Below are 18381 nucleotides of genomic sequence, written 5' to 3'. Positions count from 1 at the left end.
GGACTATTCGCCCAGACACTCTTTCACCGTCTCCGCCAGACGGCGCGTCATGGTGGGGACCGCGGCGATCTCATCGACGGTCGCGCGACGGATCGCTGCGACGGACCCGAAGCTCCTCAGGAGCAGCCGCTTGCGCCGAGGACCGACGCCGGGCACCTCTTCGAGCGCGGATCCGGTGAACCGTTTGTCGCGCACCTTTCGGTGGTAGGTGAGGGCGAACCGGTGCGCCTCGTCGCGGAGTCTGCGCAGCAGCAGCAGGCCCGGGGAGTGCATCGGCAGCTCGATCGCCCGATACCCGTAGCGCCCCCCGTCCGGCCCGTCGTAGGCGTACTCCAACACCCCGTTCTCATCGATCAAGACCCGCTCGTGCGGCTGCGCCTCTTCGATCGGGATGGGCACGTAAACCAGTTCCATGCGCTTGGCCAGGCCCACCATCGGCACCGTGAGTCCCAAGTCGTCGCGCGCCTTGAGCGCTGCGGAAAGTTGCCCCTTGCCCCCGTCGATCATCACGAGGTCGGGCAGTTGGCGGAACTTCTCGTCCTTGTCGAGGAACGCCCGGAACCGGCGCAGCAGCACCTCGTGCATCATGGCGAAGTCGTTCGGGCTCTCCGGGTGGTAGCGGATCTTGAACCTCCGGTACTCGTTCTTCGCCGGCTCGCCGCTCTCGACGACGACCATCGAGCCCACGGGCGCGGTGCCTTGGATATTGGAGATGTCGTACCCCTCCACGCGGACGGGCGGCGCAGGAAGGTCCAACGCCTCCTGCAACTCGGTCATCGCCTGCTCCGCCCAAGCCTCCTTGCGCTCGATCTCCTCGCTGAAGACCGCCAGCGCCTGTTCCGCGTTGTCGGCCGCCAGTTCGACGAGGCGCAACCGTCCGCCGCCCCGTGGGACTTCGAGCTTGACCGCCGATCCCCGCTTGGACCGCAGCCACTGCTCCACGATCGCGCGCTCCTCGATTTCCACCGGAAGCAGCACCTCGCGAGGCACCTCGGGCGCATCGGAGTAGTACTGCTTGACAAACTCCTGCACGGCCTCGCCGGGCGCGGCCTCGCTGCTCCCGTCGAGATAGAACTGGCGCTGGCCGATCAGTTTGCCGCTGCGGACGTAGAGCATCTGGATTGCGGAACCGCGCTCGTCCTTCACGACGGCGATCACGTCCTGGTCCACCTGGTTGGTGGAGAGCACCTTCTGGCGCTGAAGGATCGATTCCAGCGAGGCGATCTGGTCCCGGATCTTGGCCGCCCGCTCGAAGTCGAGGGCGTCGGCCGCTTCGCCCATCTCCGTGCGCATCCCTTTGAGCAGCCCCTCCTCTTTGCCGGAAAGAAACTGCTCCACCTGCTTGACGACGGCCTTGTACGCGTCGCGGTCCGCGAGGCCGGCGCACGGGGCGAAGCACTGGCCCAGGTGATGGTAGAGGCACGGCCGTTGTTCGGCTCGGCCGCTCCAGCTCTTGCCGCAGGGGATCAGCGGGAACACCTTGTGGAGGATTTGGAGCGTCTCGCGCACCGCCCACGCGCTGGTGTAGGGTCCGAAGTAGCGCGCCCCGTCCTTCCGGACCCGCCGGGTGAACAGGACGCGCGGGAACTTCTCGTTGGTGATGGTGATGTAGGGGTAGCTCTTGTCGTCGCGCAGGCGCACGTTGTAGGGCGGGCGGTGGCGCTTGATGAGGTTGCACTCGAGCACGAGGGCCTCGAGTTCCGAGTCCACGACGAACGTTTCGATGTCCCGCACGCGCGCGACCATCCGCGCGATGCGCGTGCTGTGCCGGGTGGAGGCCTGGAAGTAGCTTCGCACCCGGTTCTTCAGCACGAGGGCCTTGCCCACGTAGAGCACCTCGCCCTTCTCGTCGCGGAACACGTAGCAGCCCGGCTGGGCGGAGAGGCCCTTGAGCTTTTTGGCGACGTGTTCGTGGACTTGGCGGGGCATGGGGAGCGTTGATCGTTGGTCGTTTGTCGTTTGTCGTTTGTCGTGCAGACGATGAACGATAGACGATAAACGACCAACGATCAGAGATTACCGGCCGTCCAACTCCTTGGCGGCTTTCTCCGACTTTGCGGCCGCGTCGGCGTCTCCGCTGCTGCCCCAAGCCCGCGCGGCGTCTTCCCGGTGGCGGGCGGCCTCTTCGAGGGCTTGCGCCTTCTCGAGATCTCCGGCCTCGCGCGCCTTGGCGGCGGCGTCCCAGTCCTCGGCGGCGTGGTAGGCGTTCGCGGCGGCGTTCCGCTTCTGCTGCGCGCGCTCGGCGTTGGTCTCGCCCTTCGCCGACTCGCGCCAGCCCGCAGCGTCGGCTCGGGCCGCCTCCGCGTTGCCGCGATCTTTCTGGACGGCGCTCTCGCCGTCGGCAAGCGTCGCTTGGACCGAGTAAGCGCCGATCCGCGTGGCGACGAGTTCGATCGCGACGACGTTCGTCGCGCCTCCGGTGGACCGCTTCACGCCGCGCGAACGGATCGTGGCCGCGTCGTCCGAAGGGTCCTCGATCATCACGGCGACCGGCTCGGTGGTCCCGATCACCCGCAGGTTGCGCCGGGCGGCTTGCCCAAGCACGAGCGTCGTCGGCGCGGCGTCCCAAGCGATCGCGAGGGTTTGAAGCGTCGCGGGCGCGCTTGCGATCCCGTCCGCCTCCACCACGATCGAGGCCGAGCCGGGTGTCACGTCTGCCGGCACCGCGAACTTGATCGACGCGGGCGACGAAGCCAGGACCGGGACGACCCGGTCGTTGACTTTGACCACCGGGTTCGAAGGGCCGAACGAGCCGCCGAGAGAAACGACGCTGCCGGGCAGCGCGTACTTCGGCGCGTTGCGGATCGAGGGCTTGCCGTCGATCAGGGTTCCCGCACCGACCACCAGCGCCGAGACGAGTACGTCGCCGATGCGGACATGCGCGGTCGAGGACCCTGAAGGCACCTCGGCGACCCACGAGCCGTCGTCTCGACGCGTCACGGGAAGGGCCTGCCCTTGCCCATCGGTGACCTGGACGGCGTCAGGGGCGATCACGTTTCCCGAGAGGGTCGCGGCGGAGAACACCATCGGCGCCCCTGCGACGACCTGGTCGGGCACCGCGACCACGACGCCGGTCAACGTGCCGCTGTTCGCACCGAGCGAAGCCATCGGCTTGCCGTTCTTGTCGAACTTGGTCGTCTTCACCGGCTTGCCGTTCTTGTACTCGGTCTCGGTGCGGCTTCCGTCCGGGTGCTCCTCGATCTCGCGCACCTTGTGGCCGTTCTTGTACTCCGTCTTGCGATGCGTTCCGTCCTTGTCGGTCTCCTCTGTGGAGGTGGGCCTGCCCGATGGGTCGTAGTCGGTTTTCTTGACGGGCTTGCCATCGGGACCGTACTCGGTCTCGGAGCTCTTGCGGCCTTGGCCGTCGTACTCGGTCTTCTTCTTGGGCTTGCCGTCCTTGTCGTACTCGGTCGAACTCGTGGTCTTGCGCCCGTCGGGCGAGACGTCGTCCACCTTCTTGGGCTTGCCGTCCGGGTAGTACTCGGTCTTCGTGCGGGTGGAGGTCCCGTTCGCCTTCACCTCGGTCTTATCTTCGGTGACCTTCTTTCCGTCCTTCGAAGTCCCCTTGGAGACGCGCTTCGTCTTGGCTTTCTTATCGGTCTCCTCCTCCTCGTAGTTGCCATTGGCGTCCGTCGTCGTGGTCTTTTCGCGCACGACCTTTCCCTTCTCGCGGTCGGTTTCCTTGACCTGTTTGGTGCCGTTCTTGTCGGTGTACTCCTCGCGGGTGCTGGAGGAGTCCCCTTTCGTGTGGGTCTCGGTCGTCTTGCCCTTCGCGTCGCGTTCGAACTCCGTCTCCTCGACGGTTTCGCCCTTGGCGTTCACGGTCTTCGAGCTCTGCTTGCGCAGGGTGCCCTTCTTGTCGTACTCGGACTCGGTCCGGGTGGTGGTCCCGTCCCCGTTCTTGGTCTCCTTGACCTCGATTCGCGACCCATCGGCCTTGACGGTCGTACCGGACTGTTGCGGCTCTTGCCACGGCGAGGCGAAAGCCCGGGGGCCCGCGCCTAAGACGAAAGCGGCGACGGCGAGCGTCGCCAAGGTGCTGTTCTTCAGTTTCATCGCATCCTCCCCGCCCCCGGTTCGGGGGCCCTTCCGTTCCGCGGGGCGGATAACTACCAACACAGAAGATTACGGAGGACGAAATGTTCCCAACGAAGCCGTTTCGTCGTTGATCGTTGGTCGTTGATCGTTGGTCGTTGGTCGTTGGTCGTTGATCGTTGGTCGTTGATCGTTTGTCGTCGGAGGGTGCCCCTCTCCCCGACAAACGACAAACGACAAACGACAAACGATAGACGACAGGCGAGACGGCCTAGCCTCCCTTGTTCGGGTCCAGGATGCGGTCGATGGTTCGTCGGCAATCCTGAAGGTGCAGGATCGTCAGCTTGTCCTTGACCTTGGGAAGGGCTCGGTCGATCGTCGCCGCCAGACCCTTGAGCGCCCACACGGCCACGCCGCGCAGTTCGGTCGTTGTGGCGGCATCCCCCACCAGCTTGCCCCGATAGATCTCGAGATAGGCCCGCTGGAGGCTTCTTCGATACTCGTCGATCACCGGCGCCGTGGTCAGCAGCTCGCGCCAGATGCCGTTCTGCAGGTCGGCGACCATCTCCGTGATCGGATAGGCTCGATCGCCGATCATCGCCACGTTGTCGGTCATCCGGTTGATCCGGTCGTCCGAAAGGAGCGAGGCCAACAGCCCTCGCTGCGTGCCCACGACCTGCTCGGTCCAGCCGGCTGGGTCGATCTTGAGCAACACCCCCGGATCGAGGAACGGCTCGGGGGTGGCGAACGCATGCTCGTTCAGGAACGCGATCGCCGCGGCCTGGCGGGCCTTCGGCACCGGCACGAACACGTCCCCGCCGCGGCCTGCGTGCCAGTTCGTCTCGACGACGCCGCCGACGAGGCGCGTCACGTGGTTCAGCTCCATCGAGCGCTGCCCCAGCACGCGCTGGTAGACCTCCTGCAGGAACGAGTAATCCTCGCCCGGTTTGGTGGTGGCCGCCACGAGGTACTTCATCACGCGCTCGAGGTTCAACAAGCCGAGCCGGGTCGCTTCCAAGGCGTCGTCGCCGAGATCTTCCGACTGTTGGGTCGGATCCTCGCGCATGCCGCCGCCGAACCGCAGCATCGGGTTCGTCACCTGTCGCGCGGCAATCTTATCGAGCTCGGTCTTCTCCTGGGACGCGTTGCCGAGGATCGGTTTGTAGCCCCACTCGATCGCGAAGAGATCGTAGGGTCCGAGGGTTGGAATGAGGCGAGCCCCGTCGCCGGGTTGGGCGACGTAGTTGAAGCGCCCGTAGTCCATCACGGACGCCTCGGTTCCGTACTGCTCGGTGAACTTGGGGTCGCGCAGTTGAGCGATCGAGTAGGTCGACGAGCCCCGGAAGTTGTGCTGCAATCCGAGGGTGTGCCCGACCTCGTGGGCGACGACGTACTCGATCAGCCGGCCGGTCAGCTCGTCGGGAAGAGGCAACCGTTGGGCGGAGGGATCGTTGGGCGAAGCCTGCACGAAGTACCACATCTGCGCGAGGTTCAGCACGTTGTGCCAAACGATGATGTGCGCGGAGATCGTCTCCCCGCTGCGCGGGTCCTGAACGCTCGGCCCCATGGCGTTCTCCGTGGGTGTGGGCGCCCAGCGCACGACCGAGTAGCGCGCGTCCTCAGGGTCCCAGTTGGGATCTTCCGCTGCGGTCGGCGCGTCGCGGGCGACGATCGCGTTGCGGAAACCCGCGGTCTCGAACGCCTTGTTCCACCATTCGATGCCCTGCTTCATCGGGGCGCGCCACTTCTCGGGCACCTCCCGGCTCAAATAGAAGACGATCGGCTTGACGGGCTCGGAGACCGCCGCGGCGGGGTCCTTCTTCTCCAAGCGGAACCGCGAGATGTACCGCTTGTCCATCACCCGGTTCTCGGGTGCCCCGTACTCTTGGAAGCCCACGCTGAAGTAGCCCACGCGGGAGTCGTATTCGCGCGGGTGCATCGGCGTTTCCGGGAGGAGGACCATCGAATAGTGCACCAGTGCCGTCGCGCTGGAGGCCGTGTTGCGGGCCCCTCCCGCGCCCCGTCCGCCAAACGGGCTAGGTGCGGCGGGCGGCGCGGCGTTGAAGGTGAGCAGCGAGCGGGTCTCGATGTTCGTGGGGAAAGCCTTGACCGAGTCGATGTACGAGCGGGAGGCGTCCACGTTCCCACCGTTGACCGCGCGCTTGGCGGAAAAGTCCTGGGGGTCGCTCGTGAAGAACTTCGTGACGTCGATCACGGCCGATCCGCCCTCTCCCTCGGCCTCGACGTCGAACGCCGCGATGATCGGCTCGACGGAGGCGGCTGCGACGGCGATCTTGATCGCGGCGTCGTCGGCGGCTCGGATGCTGTGGCTGACTTTGCGGAGGAAGATCTTGTTCTCGCGGCGCGTCCAGCGCACGACGTTGTCTCCCAGTTGGGTTCCGCCGAATCCGCCCAGCGGGCTCTCGGCGATCTCCGTCGTCCAGAGCATTTCGGCTCCCAGAGCCTGCTTGGGGATTTCGAAGAGCACTTTGTCCCCAATGCGGTGAACGGCGAACAGACCGGTTTGGGTCTTGGCTTCGGCCGTGACGACCTCTTTGTACGGCTTCGGTTCACCGGGCTTCGACGTCTGCCGCTGCTCCTTGGGGGCCTCGCGTTGGGGTGGCGGCTCCGTCGGGGGCGACGTTTGCGCCCAGACGGCGGGCATGAGGACGGCGACGATCAGCGGCACCAAGCCGCGCGTGGGAAAACTCATTGGTTGGAAACCCTCCAAGCAACGATTCTAGCAAGGTCGCCAATCCCGACGGAAGGGCTGTTTCCCCCAAGGGCGGATCCGGGTCACTTCCGAGGGAGCGCCGCACGCACCCGAAGCATCTCGACGAGCAGCGCCTGATCCGACTTCGACATCGCCGCGTGCACGCTCGCGAACAGGTCTCGTTGCGACTTGCCCAACTGGGCGTAAGTGAGTTGCAGGGCCTTCTTGTCCGACCACAAGGCGGGTTTGGTCGGCTGCGGCGGGATCTTCCCTGCGGCCACGAGCGCCGATCGGAGCACACTCCGCCCCGTGCCCGACGCCCGGGCCAACAGCATCTTCGCCTGGGATCTTCGGGACGCTTCGAGCTTGTGAATCACCTCGTCCATGCGGTCCGCGGTGGGTGCCTTCTGCGCCGAAACGGCAGCAAACAGGCTCGCAGCCGCGACGATCGCAAGGATCAGGCGAAACATGGTGCCCATTATGGACCGAAGTCGCCTAAAATGGGGCCATGAAGATCCGCCCACTCTCCACGCTCGCCGTGTTGCTGGTCCTTGTGGGAAGCGCGATGAGCCAGACGCCTTCCAAGCCCAAGAGCACGGACGTTCTCCTTGCGGCGGCCAAGCAAGAGGCCCGCGCCCAGAAGAAGAGCCTTTTCGTCATCTTCCACGCCTCGTGGTGAGGGTGGTGCAAACGGCTGGATGCCGTTTTGAACCAGGAGCAGTTCAAACCGTTTTTCGATCGATACTTCGTACGAGTGTATGTCACCGTCTTGGAAAGCGGGGACAAGAAGGCTACCGAGAACCCAGGAGGGGCCAAGCTGATGGCCGACCTTGGGGGAGACAAAGCCGGATTGCCGTTCACCGCGATGCTCGACGCGGACGGCAAGATGATCCTCAACTCGATCCGCCCCGGCGAGAAGGGCGGCAACATCGGGCATCCGATGGAACCCGAAGAGATCGCGCACTTCATGGAGATGGTTCGCAAAGGGGCGCCCCGCGCCACCAAGGCCGAACTCGACAAGTTGGAGGCGTTTCTCAAGGCGCAAAAGAGAGGCGGGCTTCGGTGATCGCGGGGTTTGAGACCACGTGGTGCCAGACATCCGACATGGATCGCTCGGTGGCCTTCTACCGCGACGTGCTCGGGCTGAAGCCCGCGGTCGTGAGTCCGTACTGGTCGCACTTCGAGCTGGAGGGCGGGGCGCTGGGCCTGCACCCTCCCCTCGAAGGGGCGTCCGCCCCGTATGCGGTGGCCAAGAAGGGATGGGTCGTCGGTGTTCGAACCCCGGACGTGAAGGCGTTGCGCGAGAAGCTCGTCGCCGCCGGCGCCGACGTCGATGCGGACTACTACGAGCTTCCCCAAGGCACTTCGCTCACCTTTCGGGATCCCGACGGGAACCCGATCCAAGCCGTTCAGTTAGGGGTCAAGAAGGCCGACCTGTAGTGGAAGACCATCCGGAAACACGGTACACCTACCTCGTCGACGCCGACGACCGCATATTGCAGGTCGATCCCAACTGGTGCCAGTTCGCCATCGAAAACGGGGCGCCGCACCTGCCGGAGAGCGTGATCGGCGAAGAGCTCTACCGCTTCTTTGGCGACCCGACCCTCGTCCAGCTCTATCGCGAAATCGCAGCCGGCGTACGGAGAACCAAGCGGACGGTCATCGTCCCTTTTCGTTGCGACTCCGCCGATCGGGTGCGGCTGATGGAGTTGGAGATCGAGGCCCTGGACGACGGCGTGCTGCGTTACCAGGGGGTCCTGCTGGAAGAGTCGGCCATGGCCGAACGTCCGACCCCGCGGCCAGGCCGCCGGATTCCCACGTGCTCGGTGTGCCTATTCACCCAGATGGGGGAGGAGTGGGTGAGTCCAGGAACCCGCCCCAACGACCCCGAAATGTCCGAATGGTCCCTGTGCCCGACGTGCTCGGAGGCGTTGGCCCACTGGCGATCGCTCGGCTCTCCCGAACCCTGAATTCCATCTGCGTGCCCCATTGAGTCCCACGACCGCTCGACGGGCGTGCCAAGACGTTCAGCGACTCCCGATCCGAGGCTTGCGATACTCTCCTGCGAGAGAGGCGGCTTGCGGCGGCACCAGTTGCGCGACCGGATCGTCCGTCTCCACCAGTGCGATGATCAACGGGTATTTGCCCGGCGGTGCGAGTTCGGTGCACTTCGTCCCGATCGCCGAGCCCCAGGCGATCCCTTCGCTGTACCCTCGAAACCGCACGATCCTCCGCGCGGCGGTGTCGATGGCGAACTCGGCCGCGAGCGTTCCGCTCTGCCCGCGATTCCCCGCGGCGTTCTGTTGCGCAAACTCCCCCTCGAGTCCGAAACGCAGCACCGAACCTTCCCGGGCGAGCACATGCACCTGGAACGAGGCTTTGCGCACCTCTTCCGGCAGCCACATGTCGGGCTCCCCACGCACGTTGTCGATCAAGTGAAAGCGGGCGAGGCGCGCGGCAAAGGTCGCGGGCAGATCGAACGCATCGCCGACTTGGTGGGCGGAGAGAGCGGCGATCTCTTCCGGATACACCCAAATGTGGTCGCGTCCGATGCTTCGGTTGATGGGGTTCGCCCCCTCCGGCACCGGTCGGATGCGGGCGTAGGAGCGAAGCACCGACGTCCCGGTTTCGGCGGGCGGCTTCGGTCGAGGGGACGGACCACCGAAATCGGGATTCGCCGAAGGGTGCTTGCGCGATGCCGACAGTCCTTCGTCCAGAGTTTCGACCACTTTCTCGGCGGATTGCCAGTCGGTGAAGGCGAACGGCGCCCCGTCGGGCCCGAACACGTAGTAGCCCTCGGCCTCCTCGCCCATGTCCACGTGGTAGTTGAGCTTCCGGGCCATGGCCACGAACCAGTGCGCGACCGGGGTGTCGGGCCCCTGCAGTTCGCGAAGGTTCCCCGCCACCGGCACGAAATCGCGCCGGAGTCGCTCGATCACTTCGGGTTGGCTGAAGATCGACGCACGGCCGATCTGCCCCTTGGTTCACGTGGTGCCGAGCGGGTGGCCGTTCATCGTCCAGAGGAAGAGCGGCTTGTGCAGTTCCGCCGCCTCGCGCCGCGCCTGCATCAGGTCGACGCGCCACGGAATCTTCAACCAAGCGTCTTCCGCGGCGGTCGGGAGAACCGAAGCCACACGTTGGTCCAGGCTCGGGTTCTGGAGGCCGGAGAGCGCGAACATCGCCGCGAAAAGCGCAAACATGCCTTCATTGTACGTTTGTCGGGCCCTCGACAGAGGCTAATCGCACTGGTCGGCGGGAATGCGCGCGAGCAGGGGCTTCACCGTCAACCCCTGCACGACCACCGAGAACGCGACCACGGCGAACGCCACCGTCACCACTTCGTGCCGCCCCGGCAGGGACTCGGGCAGCGCGAGGGCCAGCGCGAGGGCGAGCGCACCGCGCAACCCGCCCCAAAAGAGGATGTGCTGGTGCAGGCCCCGCACCCGTTTGCCCGTGCGGGCGAAGAGCGCGCAGACCGCGTAGACGGAGACCGCGCGCCCCAAGAGCACGAATCCGATGCCCGACAAGGAGGCGACCCAAACCAGCGCGTAATCGGGTTGCGCCAAACGCGTCCCCATCAGAAGGAACACCAGCGAGTTGGCCACGAACGCCGCAAACTCCCAGAACGTCTCGGCATCGTCCCGCCCTCGGGCCGTGAGCGCCTTGAGCGGTCCCCAATTCCCGAGAATCAGCCCCGAGACGAGCGTGGCCAGCACCCCCGAAAGGTGGAGGTGCTCCGCGCCAAGGAACGCTCCGAACGCCGCCACCGTGGTGATGGTCACCTCCACCAGGTGGTCGGTTGTCCGGCCCATCAGCAGCAGGCATGCTCCGCCCACGAGCGCGCCCACCGCGATGCCTCCGCCAGCCGTGACCAAGAACGAGCCGGCCGCCTCGACCGCCGTGGGAGCCTCTCCTGTGACCGCCACCAACGCGACGGCGAAGAATGCCGCGGCGGCGCCGTCGTTGAGCAGACTCTCGCCCTCGACCAGCAGCTTCAACCGCCCCTGGACGTTCGCCTCCTTCATCATCGCGATGACCGAAACGGGATCGGTCGCCGAAATGAGGACGCCGAACATCAGCGCGGGACGCCAATCCCAGCCGAGCGCGTAGTGCATGCCCGCGAACACGCACAGACTCGCCAACAAAACCCCGACGGTGGCCATCGCCGCCAAGGGCGCGATGTCCCGCTTCAACTCGCCCCAGCGAATGGCCAGCGCCGCCTCGAAGATCAGAGGCGGCAGGAAGAGGGTGAAGATCAGCTCCTTCGTGACCCGGATCCCCGAGTCCCACTGGAAGACCGCCATCGCCCCTCCCGTGAGAACCAGACCGATCGTGTAGGGCAACCGCACGCGGCGCGCGAGAATCGACACCACCGCGGCGATCAGGAGCAAAATCTCGATCCGATCGATCGTGAACACCAGCCAACACTACCCGTGCCCGTCAGAAAATCTTGAGATTCTTGGAACTTGAGCGCATAATAGGGTTGTTATATGATATAGCCACACTCAAGTGGCGAAAATGGAGGTCAATTGAGAACGATGATTACCCGCTACACACCCTTTGCACGCCTTCGCGACATCGACCGCTTCGGCAAGATGATGGACGAGATGTTTGGCGGGGCGTCCGACGAAGTGCGCGGCACCTGGATGCCCGCTGTGGACATCAAGGAGACGGCCGAGGCGCTGAAGTTCGTCGCCGAACTGCCCGGCATGGACGAGGAGAAGATCGAGGTGGAGCTCGTCGGCGACGTCCTCACGATTCGAGGCGAGCGAGAGTTCGCCAAGGAAGAGAATCGCGAGGACTACGTTCGAATCGAGCGGAGCTACGGTTCCTTCCAGCGCTCGTTCACCATCGACATTCCGGTCGATCGCGAGAAGGTCGAGGCATCCTACGAGCACGGCGTGCTCACCGTGTTGGTGCCGAAGGCGCCGGGCGTCGTGGGTCGCAAGGTCCCGATCAATAAGCAGGCGACTTCGTAAGCGCCCGCTAGTCGTCTATCGTTGGTCGTTTGTCGACGGCTCTCCCCGACAAACGACCAACGATCAGCGCTCCCGGCCGTGCCGGCCGGGAAGCTTCCTCTTCGAACTCACGCCCAACTTGCCGTCGACGGCCCCGAGGTTTTTGCGCAAGGCGGCGATCTCGTCGCGGAGGGCGGCCGCCTTCTCGAACTCCATCGCCTTGGCGAGGTCTTTCATCTCCTGCTCCATCGCGTTGACCAGCAGAGGCAGATCCTCGAGGCGGATGGGGTTGTCGGGATCGACGATGCCCTCTCCGTACTGCGCCACGACCTCGGCCACGGCGTCGTAGGAGCGCACGGTCTCGCGGACGACCTTCTTCACCGTCTCCGGAGCCACACCGTGCTCCTCGTTGTACGCGGCTTGGATCGCGCGGCGGCGGTTCGTCTCGTCGATCGCCCGCTCCATTGAACCGGTCATCTGATCGGCATAGAGGATCACGGTCCCGTCCACGTTGCGCGCGGCCCGTCCAATGGTCTGCACCAGCGACGTCTCGGATCGAAGAAAGCCCTCCTTGTCCGCGTCCAGGATCGCGACGAGCGTGACCTCCGGCAGGTCGAGGCCCTCGCGCAAGAGGTTCACGCCCACGATCACGTCGTAGACGCCCAGTCTTAGATCGCGGAGAATCTCCGGGCGCTCCAAGGAATGCACGTTGGAGTGAATGTATTGCACCTTCACTCCCAAATCCTGTAGATAACCGGTCAAATCCTCGGCCATCTTCTTGGTGAGCGTCGTGACGAGCGCGCGCTGCTTCTTCGCGACCCGCGTCTGGATCTCGGCCATGAGATCGTCGATCTGGCCCTTGGTCGGCCGCACCACGACCTCGGGGTCCAGCAGGTACGTCGGGCGGATGATCTGCTCGACGCGGTTGCTCTCGTTCTCGGCCTCGAACGGGCCGGGGGTCGCACTCACGAAGATCACCTGCTTGACCCGGGTCAGGAACTCCTCGAACTTGAGCGGCCGGTTATCGAGCGCCGACGGCAAACGAAAGCCGTAGTCGACGAGCACCGACTTGCGCTGCTGGTCCCCGTTGTACATCGCCCGGATCTGCGGCAGGGTCTGGTGGCTCTCGTCGATGAACACCACGGCGTCGCTGGGAAGGAAGTCGAGCAGCGTGTACGGCGCGGTGCCGGGCGCCCGCCCGTCGAAGTAGCGCGAGTAGTTCTCGATGCCGCTGCAGTAGCCCAGTTCCCGCATCATCTCAAGATCGAACTCGGTGCGCTGGCGAAGCCGTTGCGCCTCGAGCAGCTTGTTCTGCTGCGTGAACGCGGCGCACTGCTGCTCCAGCTCCTCCTCGATCTGTTCGATCACCGCGTCGAGGCGCTCCCACGGCGTCACGTAGTGCGTCGCGGGAAAGATGCTGACCTTCGTGGGTTCGTCCAGCACTTCCTGCGTGAGGGGATCGAAGAGCCGAATCCGCTCGACCGAGTCGCCGAAGAACTCGATCCGGGTCACGACCTCCTCGTCCTTGGGCTGCACCTCCAGCGTGTCGCCGCGCACGCGGAACGTGCCGCGCTCCAACGCCATCTCGTTGCGCACGAACTGCATCTGCACCAGCTTCTTCAGCGCGGCGTCGAGGTCGAACGGCAGCCCGCTCTCAAACGTGATCACCGACTCCGCGTACTCGCTCGGCGAGCCCAAGCCGTAGATGCACGACACCGAAGCCACGACGATCACGTCGCGCCGCTCCAGCAGCGCCTGGGTCGCGGCATGGCGCAGCCGGTCGATCTCGTCGTTGGTGCTCGAGTCCTTCTCGATGTATGTGTCGGACTGGGGCACGTACGCCTCGGGCTGATAGTAGTCGTAGTAGCTGATGAAGTAGTGCACCGCGTTGTCGGGAAAGAACGCGCGGAACTCCTGGCACAACTGGGCGGCCAGCGTCTTGTTGTGCGCCATCACGAGGGCGGGACGCTGGGACTTGGCGATGATGCTCGCCATCGTGTAGGTCTTGCCGGTGCCGGTCGCGCCCAGCAGGGTCTGGAAGCGGTACCCCGAATCGAGGCCCTCGACCAACCCTTCGATCGCCGCGGCCTGATCGCCCTTGGGAGAGAAGTCTTGGCTCAGCTTGATGGGCCTGTCGTAGGAGACGATCATCCGTTCATTCTACGCCGGGGTCCGCCGCACGACGGCACGTCCCTCCATCGGAGGACTGTACGGGTCCTCGCGGGCGGGATAGACTGGGCCCATGATGCGGTCTTTGCGCTGGCTTCTCCCAACCCTTGCGACCCTGCTTGCGGCCATCGCCGTGGGGCAACCCAAGGAGCTCGTGTGGCGTGTCGCCGAGTCCCAGATCGCCACCACGGTGTACGAGCGCCACGCCGACGGGACGTTCCGCTCGGAGACACACCTCTCGGTGGCGACACAGAAGATCGACAGCGTGCTGACCGGCCGGTTCGTCGACGGCAAGCTGGTCGAGTTCCGACTCGAGCAGGAGGCCGGCCCGCAGAAGGCCGTCCTCACGGGAGCGGACGGCAAGACCCGGGTCACGGTCAACGACAAGACGACCGAGGGCAAGTTCACCCCTCCCAGCGCGGTGTTCTCGAACTACCATCCGTGGATTCTCTCGACGGCCATCGGGCAGTTCAATCCGGATGGCCCCCCTTCCCAGAAGGTCTCCACCTTCCTCCCCGAAGCCCTTGCCGAGATGCCCTTCGAGATCGTGCGCCTCGCCACGAAGAGCATCGAGGTCGGCGGCAAGGCCGAGGTGATCGACGCCTACCGCGTCAAGCTCCCCAACGTCGAGATCGACGTCTTTCTGAACCCGAAGAAGGAGGTCGTGGGCTGGCTCGTCCCGACGCAGCGCCTCGACGTGGGCGCCAAGGGGTACGAGGCCTTGTTTGTGGACCCGACGACCAAGATGCCCGAGCTCAGCCAGCCCACGTTCACCGCCAAGGTCGAGCGCGGGGTGAAGATTCCCGTGCGCGACGGGGTGGAGCTCGCCGCGGACATGGCACGCCCGACGGCCGAAGGCAAGTACCCCGCGATCCTCGTCCGCTCGCCCTACGGGCGGGCGGCGTCCGCGATCGAGGCCGAATGGTGGGCCAAGCGCGGCTACGTTTTCATCGCGCAGGACGTGCGCGGGCGCGGCGACAGCAAGGGCGACTGGAACCCGTTCATGCCCGAGCGCGCGGACGGTTTCGACACGATCGAGTGGATCTCGAAGCAGCCTTGGAGCGACGGCAAGGTCGGCATGATCGGGGGCTCGTACCTCGGCATGGTGCAGTGGCAGGCCGCGGTCGAGAAGCCGCCCGCGCTCAAGTGCATCGTGCCGCAAGTGTCTCCGCCCGACATGTTCTACAACATCCCGTGGGACCACGGAATCCCGTTCCTCTTCGGCTCGATCTGGTGGGCCCGGGTGGTGCAGGGCCAAGAAGGGGTCGGTGGGGCGTTCGCTCCCGTCACCCACTTCAGCGGCCTCCTCAGCCTGCCGATCACGAAGGCCGACGACGCCGTGCTCGGCTACGACGTGCCCTTCGTGGACGATTGGTGGACCCGCACGACCAACAAGGCGTTCGCCCCGGGCAACTTCCAAAGCGACCTCAAGAACGTGGACATCCCCGCCCTGATGATCAGCGGATGGTGGGATGGGGACGGCATCGGCACGAAGACCAACTGGGAGCGGATGCGCGCCTTGCACAAGCCCAACCAGTACCTGATCTACGGCCCGTGGACGCACCTGTTCAACACGACGTCCAGCATGGGCGACGTCGACTATGGGCCCGGGGCCATCCTCGAGCTGAACTCCGTCTACCTGCGGTGGTTCGACCGATGGCTCAAGGACAAGCCCGTTCTCGACGCCCTGCCGAAGGTGAAGATCTTCGTGACCGGCGACAACGAGTGGCGCACGTTCGCCGACTGGCCGCCCAAGGAGGCGCCGGAGACGACCCTGTACTTCGCCGCCGACGGCCTCCTGAGCGAACAGAAGCAGGGCATGCCAAAGCCCACCACCTACACCTACGACCCCTCGGACTTCAAGCTCCAGGACACGCTGGAGATCGGTACGGGCGGCGGAAGCACCGTGTTGGAGGCTCGCACCAAGGACGACTACGCGCTCTTCAAGACCGAGCCCCTCAAGGAGGAGACACTCGTCGGAGGGCCGCTTTCGGTGGACCTCTACTTCAAGACCGACGTCGTGGACACCGACTTCTTTGCGATGCTGGTGGACTTCGACGAGAAGGGCGTCATGCGGTTGGTCGGGATGCCGGGGAAACTGCGTGCTCAGTATCGGCACAACATGGACCGCCCCGAGTTGCTCGAACCCGGGCACCTCTACTCGTTGACGTTGGACCTGTGGGACACCGCCCACGCCTTCAAGCCGGGACACCGCATCGGCGTGATCGTGACCAGCGCGATGTTCCCGAACTACGCCAGGAACCTCAACACGGGGGAGCCGGTGACGACGGGGACGCGCATGGTCACCGCGCACCAGACGATCTTCCACGACGTCGCGCGGCCGAGCGCCCTGCGGTTCCACGAATTGCCAAAGTCATAACTCGAAGCGCATGCCTTCCTTCACCGCGTCGGGCGCGTCGCGCTCGGCGTTGGTGTGGTTGAGATGGATGAACCATAGCTTGGCGCGGGCTCCGCGCAGGAGTTCGCGCGTGTGCGGCACCATCGGGTGCGGGATTTCCGCGAGGTTGCGCCCGATCTCGGCGGGCTCGCCGAACGTGCCGTCCACGAACAGCAGATCCACCTTGTCCGCAAGGTCTCGGATCGAGCGGTTCCATCGCTCCCACTGATCGATGTCGGGAATGAACACGGCCTTTCGGTTGGGACCGTCGATGCGAAAGCCCACGGTGTCCGTGAACTCGTCGCGATGCGGCACGAGGAAGGGTGTCACCGTGACCCCACCGGGAAGCGCGACGCCCTCGTCGGGCACCAAGGGGTTCAGGTCGATGTTCCCGAGGGTCACCAGCAGACTCCATGGCCCGTTGTCCGCCAGGAACTTCCGCATCCGCTCGGTGCCCCATACCGGCACTTTCTTCGCGCCGATCGACTCCCGGCCGAAGTACATCAAGCCCGTGTAGTGTCCGAGGTGGGCGTGCGTCAGGAACACGCCGTCGGGCGGGTGTCCGCCATTGAGGGCGTAGAGTTGTTCCGACATGTCGGGGGTCGCGTCGAAGAGGTAGTTCGTGCCGGTCGTGCGGTCGATCAGGCCGAGGCAAGCGACCTTCTCCGGCTTCCGCAACCCGTCGTGGACCTCTTTGCACGCGCCCTTCATGCAGCCCAAGTGGGGCATGCCCGCATCCTGGGCGACACCGAGCACCACCAGCTCCCACCGCGGGGCGAGGACGAGTCCGGCGAGTGCCGCGAGGATCACGCGATCCCCTCCCGCGCGGCGATGCGCATGGCCGCGGCGAAGCGGTCGATCTCTTCGAACGTGGTGTAGACGTTCGGGGTCACGCGGATGCCCTTGAAGCTCGGGTGGTTGATGCCGGTGACGAACACCCCGTGCTTATCGAGCAACCAACCTGCGAGGTCCCCGGGCTCGATCCCCACCACCTCGACGGTGGTCAGGCCGCACGAGTGCGCTGGCTGGAGGTTGGTGTGGAAGCGCACCTTGGGCTCGTCGGCGAGGACCCGCGTCCATCGGGACCGCAGGGCCCGCAGGCGCGCGGCCTTGCGCTCGACTCCGATCAGCTCGTGGAAGGTCAGCGCCTCCGCGATCGCGTTGTGGTTCGCGGCGGGATGCGTCCCGATCTCCTCGAACTTGCGGATGTTCTCCGTCTGCTCCTCCGCCGCGGCCATCATCGGCCACAGGCCCGCGATCTTCTCCTTCCTCACGGAGAGGAAGCCGGTGCCGATGGGGGCCATCAGCCACTTATGCAGCGAGCACCCGTAGTAGTCGCACTGCAGCCCGTCGCGCGTGAACGGGAACTGGGCGAACGCGTGCGCGCCATCGACGATGACGGGGATGCCGCGCTTGCGACCCAACAGGCAGACTTCGCGCACCGGGTTGATCTGTCCGTTGAGGAAGACCACCTGCGACACCAAGATCAGTCTCGTCCGGGGGGTGATTCCTTGCTCGAACCGCTTCACGATCTCCGAGGTGGACCGCACGACGGGTGGCACCTCGACCTGCACGAGCTTGATTCCATCGCGTCGCTCGCGCTGCTTGATCGTGGTGACCATGCGCGGGTAGTCCAGGTCGCTGGTGAGCACTTCGTCCCCGGGCTCGAGGTCGAACCCGAGGAGGCAGATCTCCAGCGCCTCGGACGCGTTCCGGGTGATGGCCATCTCTTCGGGGTCGCATCCGAACACCGCGGCCAACCGACGTCGGACCGACTCGATTTCAGGCTCCAGGTGCCGCCACATCAGGTAGCTCGGCCCCTGGTTGGAGTACTCCAACTGCCGTTCGAGCGCCTCGAGCACCACCCGCGGGGACGGGCAGACGCCCCCGTTGTTGAAGTTCGCGAAGTTGCGGTCGAGGGTGAACGCCTGCTGAATCTGGATCCAGAAATCCTCGTCCTCGGCACACAATTCGGGCACGCCGTCGGCTTTGCTGACGAGTTTGGCGACAAGGTCGAGGGTGTCGTCGCGAAACGCTCCGGCGGCGATCGCGGACCCCAGAAAGGCACGGCGGCTCAACATGCCGTTGGAGTTCGACACACCCGCCCG

General features: G+C 65.3%; 15 protein-coding genes and 1 pseudogene. 6 read left to right on the top strand and 10 right to left on the bottom strand.

Annotated elements, in window-relative coordinates; genetic code table 11:
* Positions 1 to 3 precede the first annotated feature (3 nt).
* The 4 genes from uvrC to M9921_11180 form a co-directional block, all read right to left on the bottom strand.
* Complete coding sequence (gene uvrC, locus M9921_11195) at positions 4 to 1929, bottom strand: excinuclease ABC subunit UvrC (GenBank protein MCO5297413.1); 1926 nt, start codon at positions 1927 to 1929, stop codon at positions 4 to 6.
* An 87-nt stretch (positions 1930 to 2016) separates the two neighbouring features.
* A complete protein-coding gene (locus M9921_11190; protein MCO5297412.1) occupies positions 2017 to 4056 on the bottom strand; it encodes a hypothetical protein in 2040 nt (679 codons plus the stop codon).
* Positions 4057 to 4306: 250 nt separating this feature from the next.
* On the bottom strand, positions 4307 to 6748 hold the full coding sequence (locus tag M9921_11185; protein ID MCO5297411.1) for a zinc-dependent metalloprotease: 2442 nt from the start codon (positions 6746 to 6748) through the stop codon (positions 4307 to 4309).
* 83 nt (positions 6749 to 6831) lie between these two features.
* Positions 6832 to 7218, bottom strand: coding sequence for a hypothetical protein (locus M9921_11180; protein MCO5297410.1), 387 nt, complete (start codon positions 7216 to 7218; stop codon positions 6832 to 6834).
* A 38-nt stretch (positions 7219 to 7256) separates the two neighbouring features.
* Here M9921_11180 and M9921_11175 point away from each other — a divergent pair, with 38 nt between their 5' ends.
* From M9921_11175 to M9921_11160, 4 genes are all read left to right on the top strand, one after another.
* Positions 7257 to 7427: a thioredoxin family protein gene (locus tag M9921_11175; GenBank protein MCO5297409.1), complete on the top strand. Its 171-nt coding sequence runs from the start codon at positions 7257 to 7259 to the stop codon at positions 7425 to 7427.
* Positions 7428 to 7502: 75 nt separating this feature from the next.
* Positions 7503 to 7814, top strand: coding sequence for a hypothetical protein (locus M9921_11170; protein ID MCO5297408.1), 312 nt, complete (start codon positions 7503 to 7505; stop codon positions 7812 to 7814).
* Between the two features lie 38 nt (positions 7815 to 7852).
* Positions 7853 to 8188 (top strand): VOC family protein, encoded by a 336-nt coding sequence (locus M9921_11165; protein ID MCO5297407.1) that lies wholly within the window; start codon positions 7853 to 7855, stop codon positions 8186 to 8188.
* Positions 8188 to 8718: a hypothetical protein gene (locus tag M9921_11160; GenBank protein ID MCO5297406.1), complete on the top strand. Its 531-nt coding sequence runs from the start codon at positions 8188 to 8190 to the stop codon at positions 8716 to 8718. The genes M9921_11165 and M9921_11160 overlap by 1 nt, the downstream gene beginning before the upstream one ends.
* Before the next feature lie 57 nt (positions 8719 to 8775).
* Here the strand turns inward: M9921_11160 and M9921_11155 are convergent, their stop codons facing one another.
* Genes M9921_11155 through M9921_11145 form a run of 3 tightly spaced genes read right to left on the bottom strand, consistent with a single transcriptional unit; the run spans position 8776 to position 11166 of the window.
* Positions 8776 to 9687: a hypothetical protein gene (locus tag M9921_11155; GenBank protein ID MCO5297405.1), complete on the bottom strand. Its 912-nt coding sequence runs from the start codon at positions 9685 to 9687 to the stop codon at positions 8776 to 8778.
* A gap of 45 nt (positions 9688 to 9732) precedes the next feature.
* Positions 9733 to 9948, bottom strand: a complete 216-nt coding sequence (locus tag M9921_11150) for a hypothetical protein (protein MCO5297404.1) — start codon at positions 9946 to 9948, stop codon at positions 9733 to 9735.
* 36 nt (positions 9949 to 9984) lie between these two features.
* Positions 9985 to 11166: a sodium:proton antiporter gene (locus tag M9921_11145; GenBank protein MCO5297403.1), complete on the bottom strand. Its 1182-nt coding sequence runs from the start codon at positions 11164 to 11166 to the stop codon at positions 9985 to 9987.
* Positions 11167 to 11286: 120 nt separating this feature from the next.
* On the opposite strand from M9921_11145, the gene M9921_11140 reads away from it, so the two are divergent.
* On the top strand, positions 11287 to 11727 hold the full coding sequence (locus tag M9921_11140) for an Hsp20/alpha crystallin family protein (protein MCO5297402.1): 441 nt from the start codon (positions 11287 to 11289) through the stop codon (positions 11725 to 11727).
* A gap of 144 nt (positions 11728 to 11871) precedes the next feature.
* Here the strand turns inward: M9921_11140 and uvrB are convergent.
* Positions 11872 to 13857, bottom strand: a pseudogene (gene uvrB / locus M9921_11135) (excinuclease ABC subunit UvrB).
* A 91-nt stretch (positions 13858 to 13948) separates the two neighbouring features.
* Here uvrB and M9921_11130 point away from each other — a divergent pair.
* Positions 13949 to 16255: a CocE/NonD family hydrolase gene (locus M9921_11130; GenBank protein ID MCO5297401.1), complete on the top strand. Its 2307-nt coding sequence runs from the start codon at positions 13949 to 13951 to the stop codon at positions 16253 to 16255.
* Here M9921_11130 and M9921_11125 read toward each other — a convergent pair.
* Positions 16250 to 17083 carry an MBL fold metallo-hydrolase gene (locus M9921_11125; GenBank protein MCO5297400.1) on the bottom strand — a complete coding sequence of 278 codons (834 nt, stop codon included), beginning with the start codon at positions 17081 to 17083 and terminating at the stop codon, positions 16250 to 16252. The genes M9921_11130 and M9921_11125 overlap by 6 nt on opposite strands.
* The gene (locus M9921_11120; GenBank protein ID MCO5297399.1) at positions 17080 to 18354 is read right to left on the bottom strand and encodes an aminotransferase class V-fold PLP-dependent enzyme; all 1275 of its coding nucleotides are present in this window, start codon (positions 18352 to 18354) and stop codon (positions 17080 to 17082) included. The genes M9921_11125 and M9921_11120 overlap by 4 nt, the downstream gene beginning before the upstream one ends.
* Positions 18355 to 18381 lie beyond the last annotated feature (27 nt).

The organism is Fimbriimonadaceae bacterium (assembly GCA_023957775.1).
Taxonomy (GTDB): domain Bacteria; phylum Armatimonadota; class Fimbriimonadia; order Fimbriimonadales; family Fimbriimonadaceae; genus JAMLGR01.
The sequence above is the reverse complement of the archived record's forward strand: the minus strand, read 5'-3'. Positions and strand labels throughout refer to the sequence as shown.

Coding starts and splice junctions, on each gene's coding strand:
- M9921_11185 (MCO5297411.1), bottom strand. CDS start 6,748: ATGAGTTTTCCCACGCGCGGCTTGGTGCCGCTGATCGTCGCCGTCCTC.
- M9921_11130 (MCO5297401.1), top strand. CDS start 13,949: ATGATGCGGTCTTTGCGCTGGCTTCTCCCAACCCTTGCGACCCTGCTT.
- M9921_11190 (MCO5297412.1), bottom strand. CDS start 4,056: ATGAAACTGAAGAACAGCACCTTGGCGACGCTCGCCGTCGCCGCTTTC.
- M9921_11140 (MCO5297402.1), top strand. CDS start 11,287: ATGATTACCCGCTACACACCCTTTGCACGCCTTCGCGACATCGACCGC.
- M9921_11175 (MCO5297409.1), top strand. CDS start 7,257: ATGAAGATCCGCCCACTCTCCACGCTCGCCGTGTTGCTGGTCCTTGTG.
- M9921_11165 (MCO5297407.1), top strand. CDS start 7,853: ATGGATCGCTCGGTGGCCTTCTACCGCGACGTGCTCGGGCTGAAGCCC.
- M9921_11120 (MCO5297399.1), bottom strand. CDS start 18,354: ATGTTGAGCCGCCGTGCCTTTCTGGGGTCCGCGATCGCCGCCGGAGCG.
- M9921_11180 (MCO5297410.1), bottom strand. CDS start 7,218: ATGTTTCGCCTGATCCTTGCGATCGTCGCGGCTGCGAGCCTGTTTGCT.
- M9921_11150 (MCO5297404.1), bottom strand. CDS start 9,948: ATGTTTGCGCTTTTCGCGGCGATGTTCGCGCTCTCCGGCCTCCAGAAC.
- uvrC (MCO5297413.1), bottom strand. CDS start 1,929: ATGCCCCGCCAAGTCCACGAACACGTCGCCAAAAAGCTCAAGGGCCTC.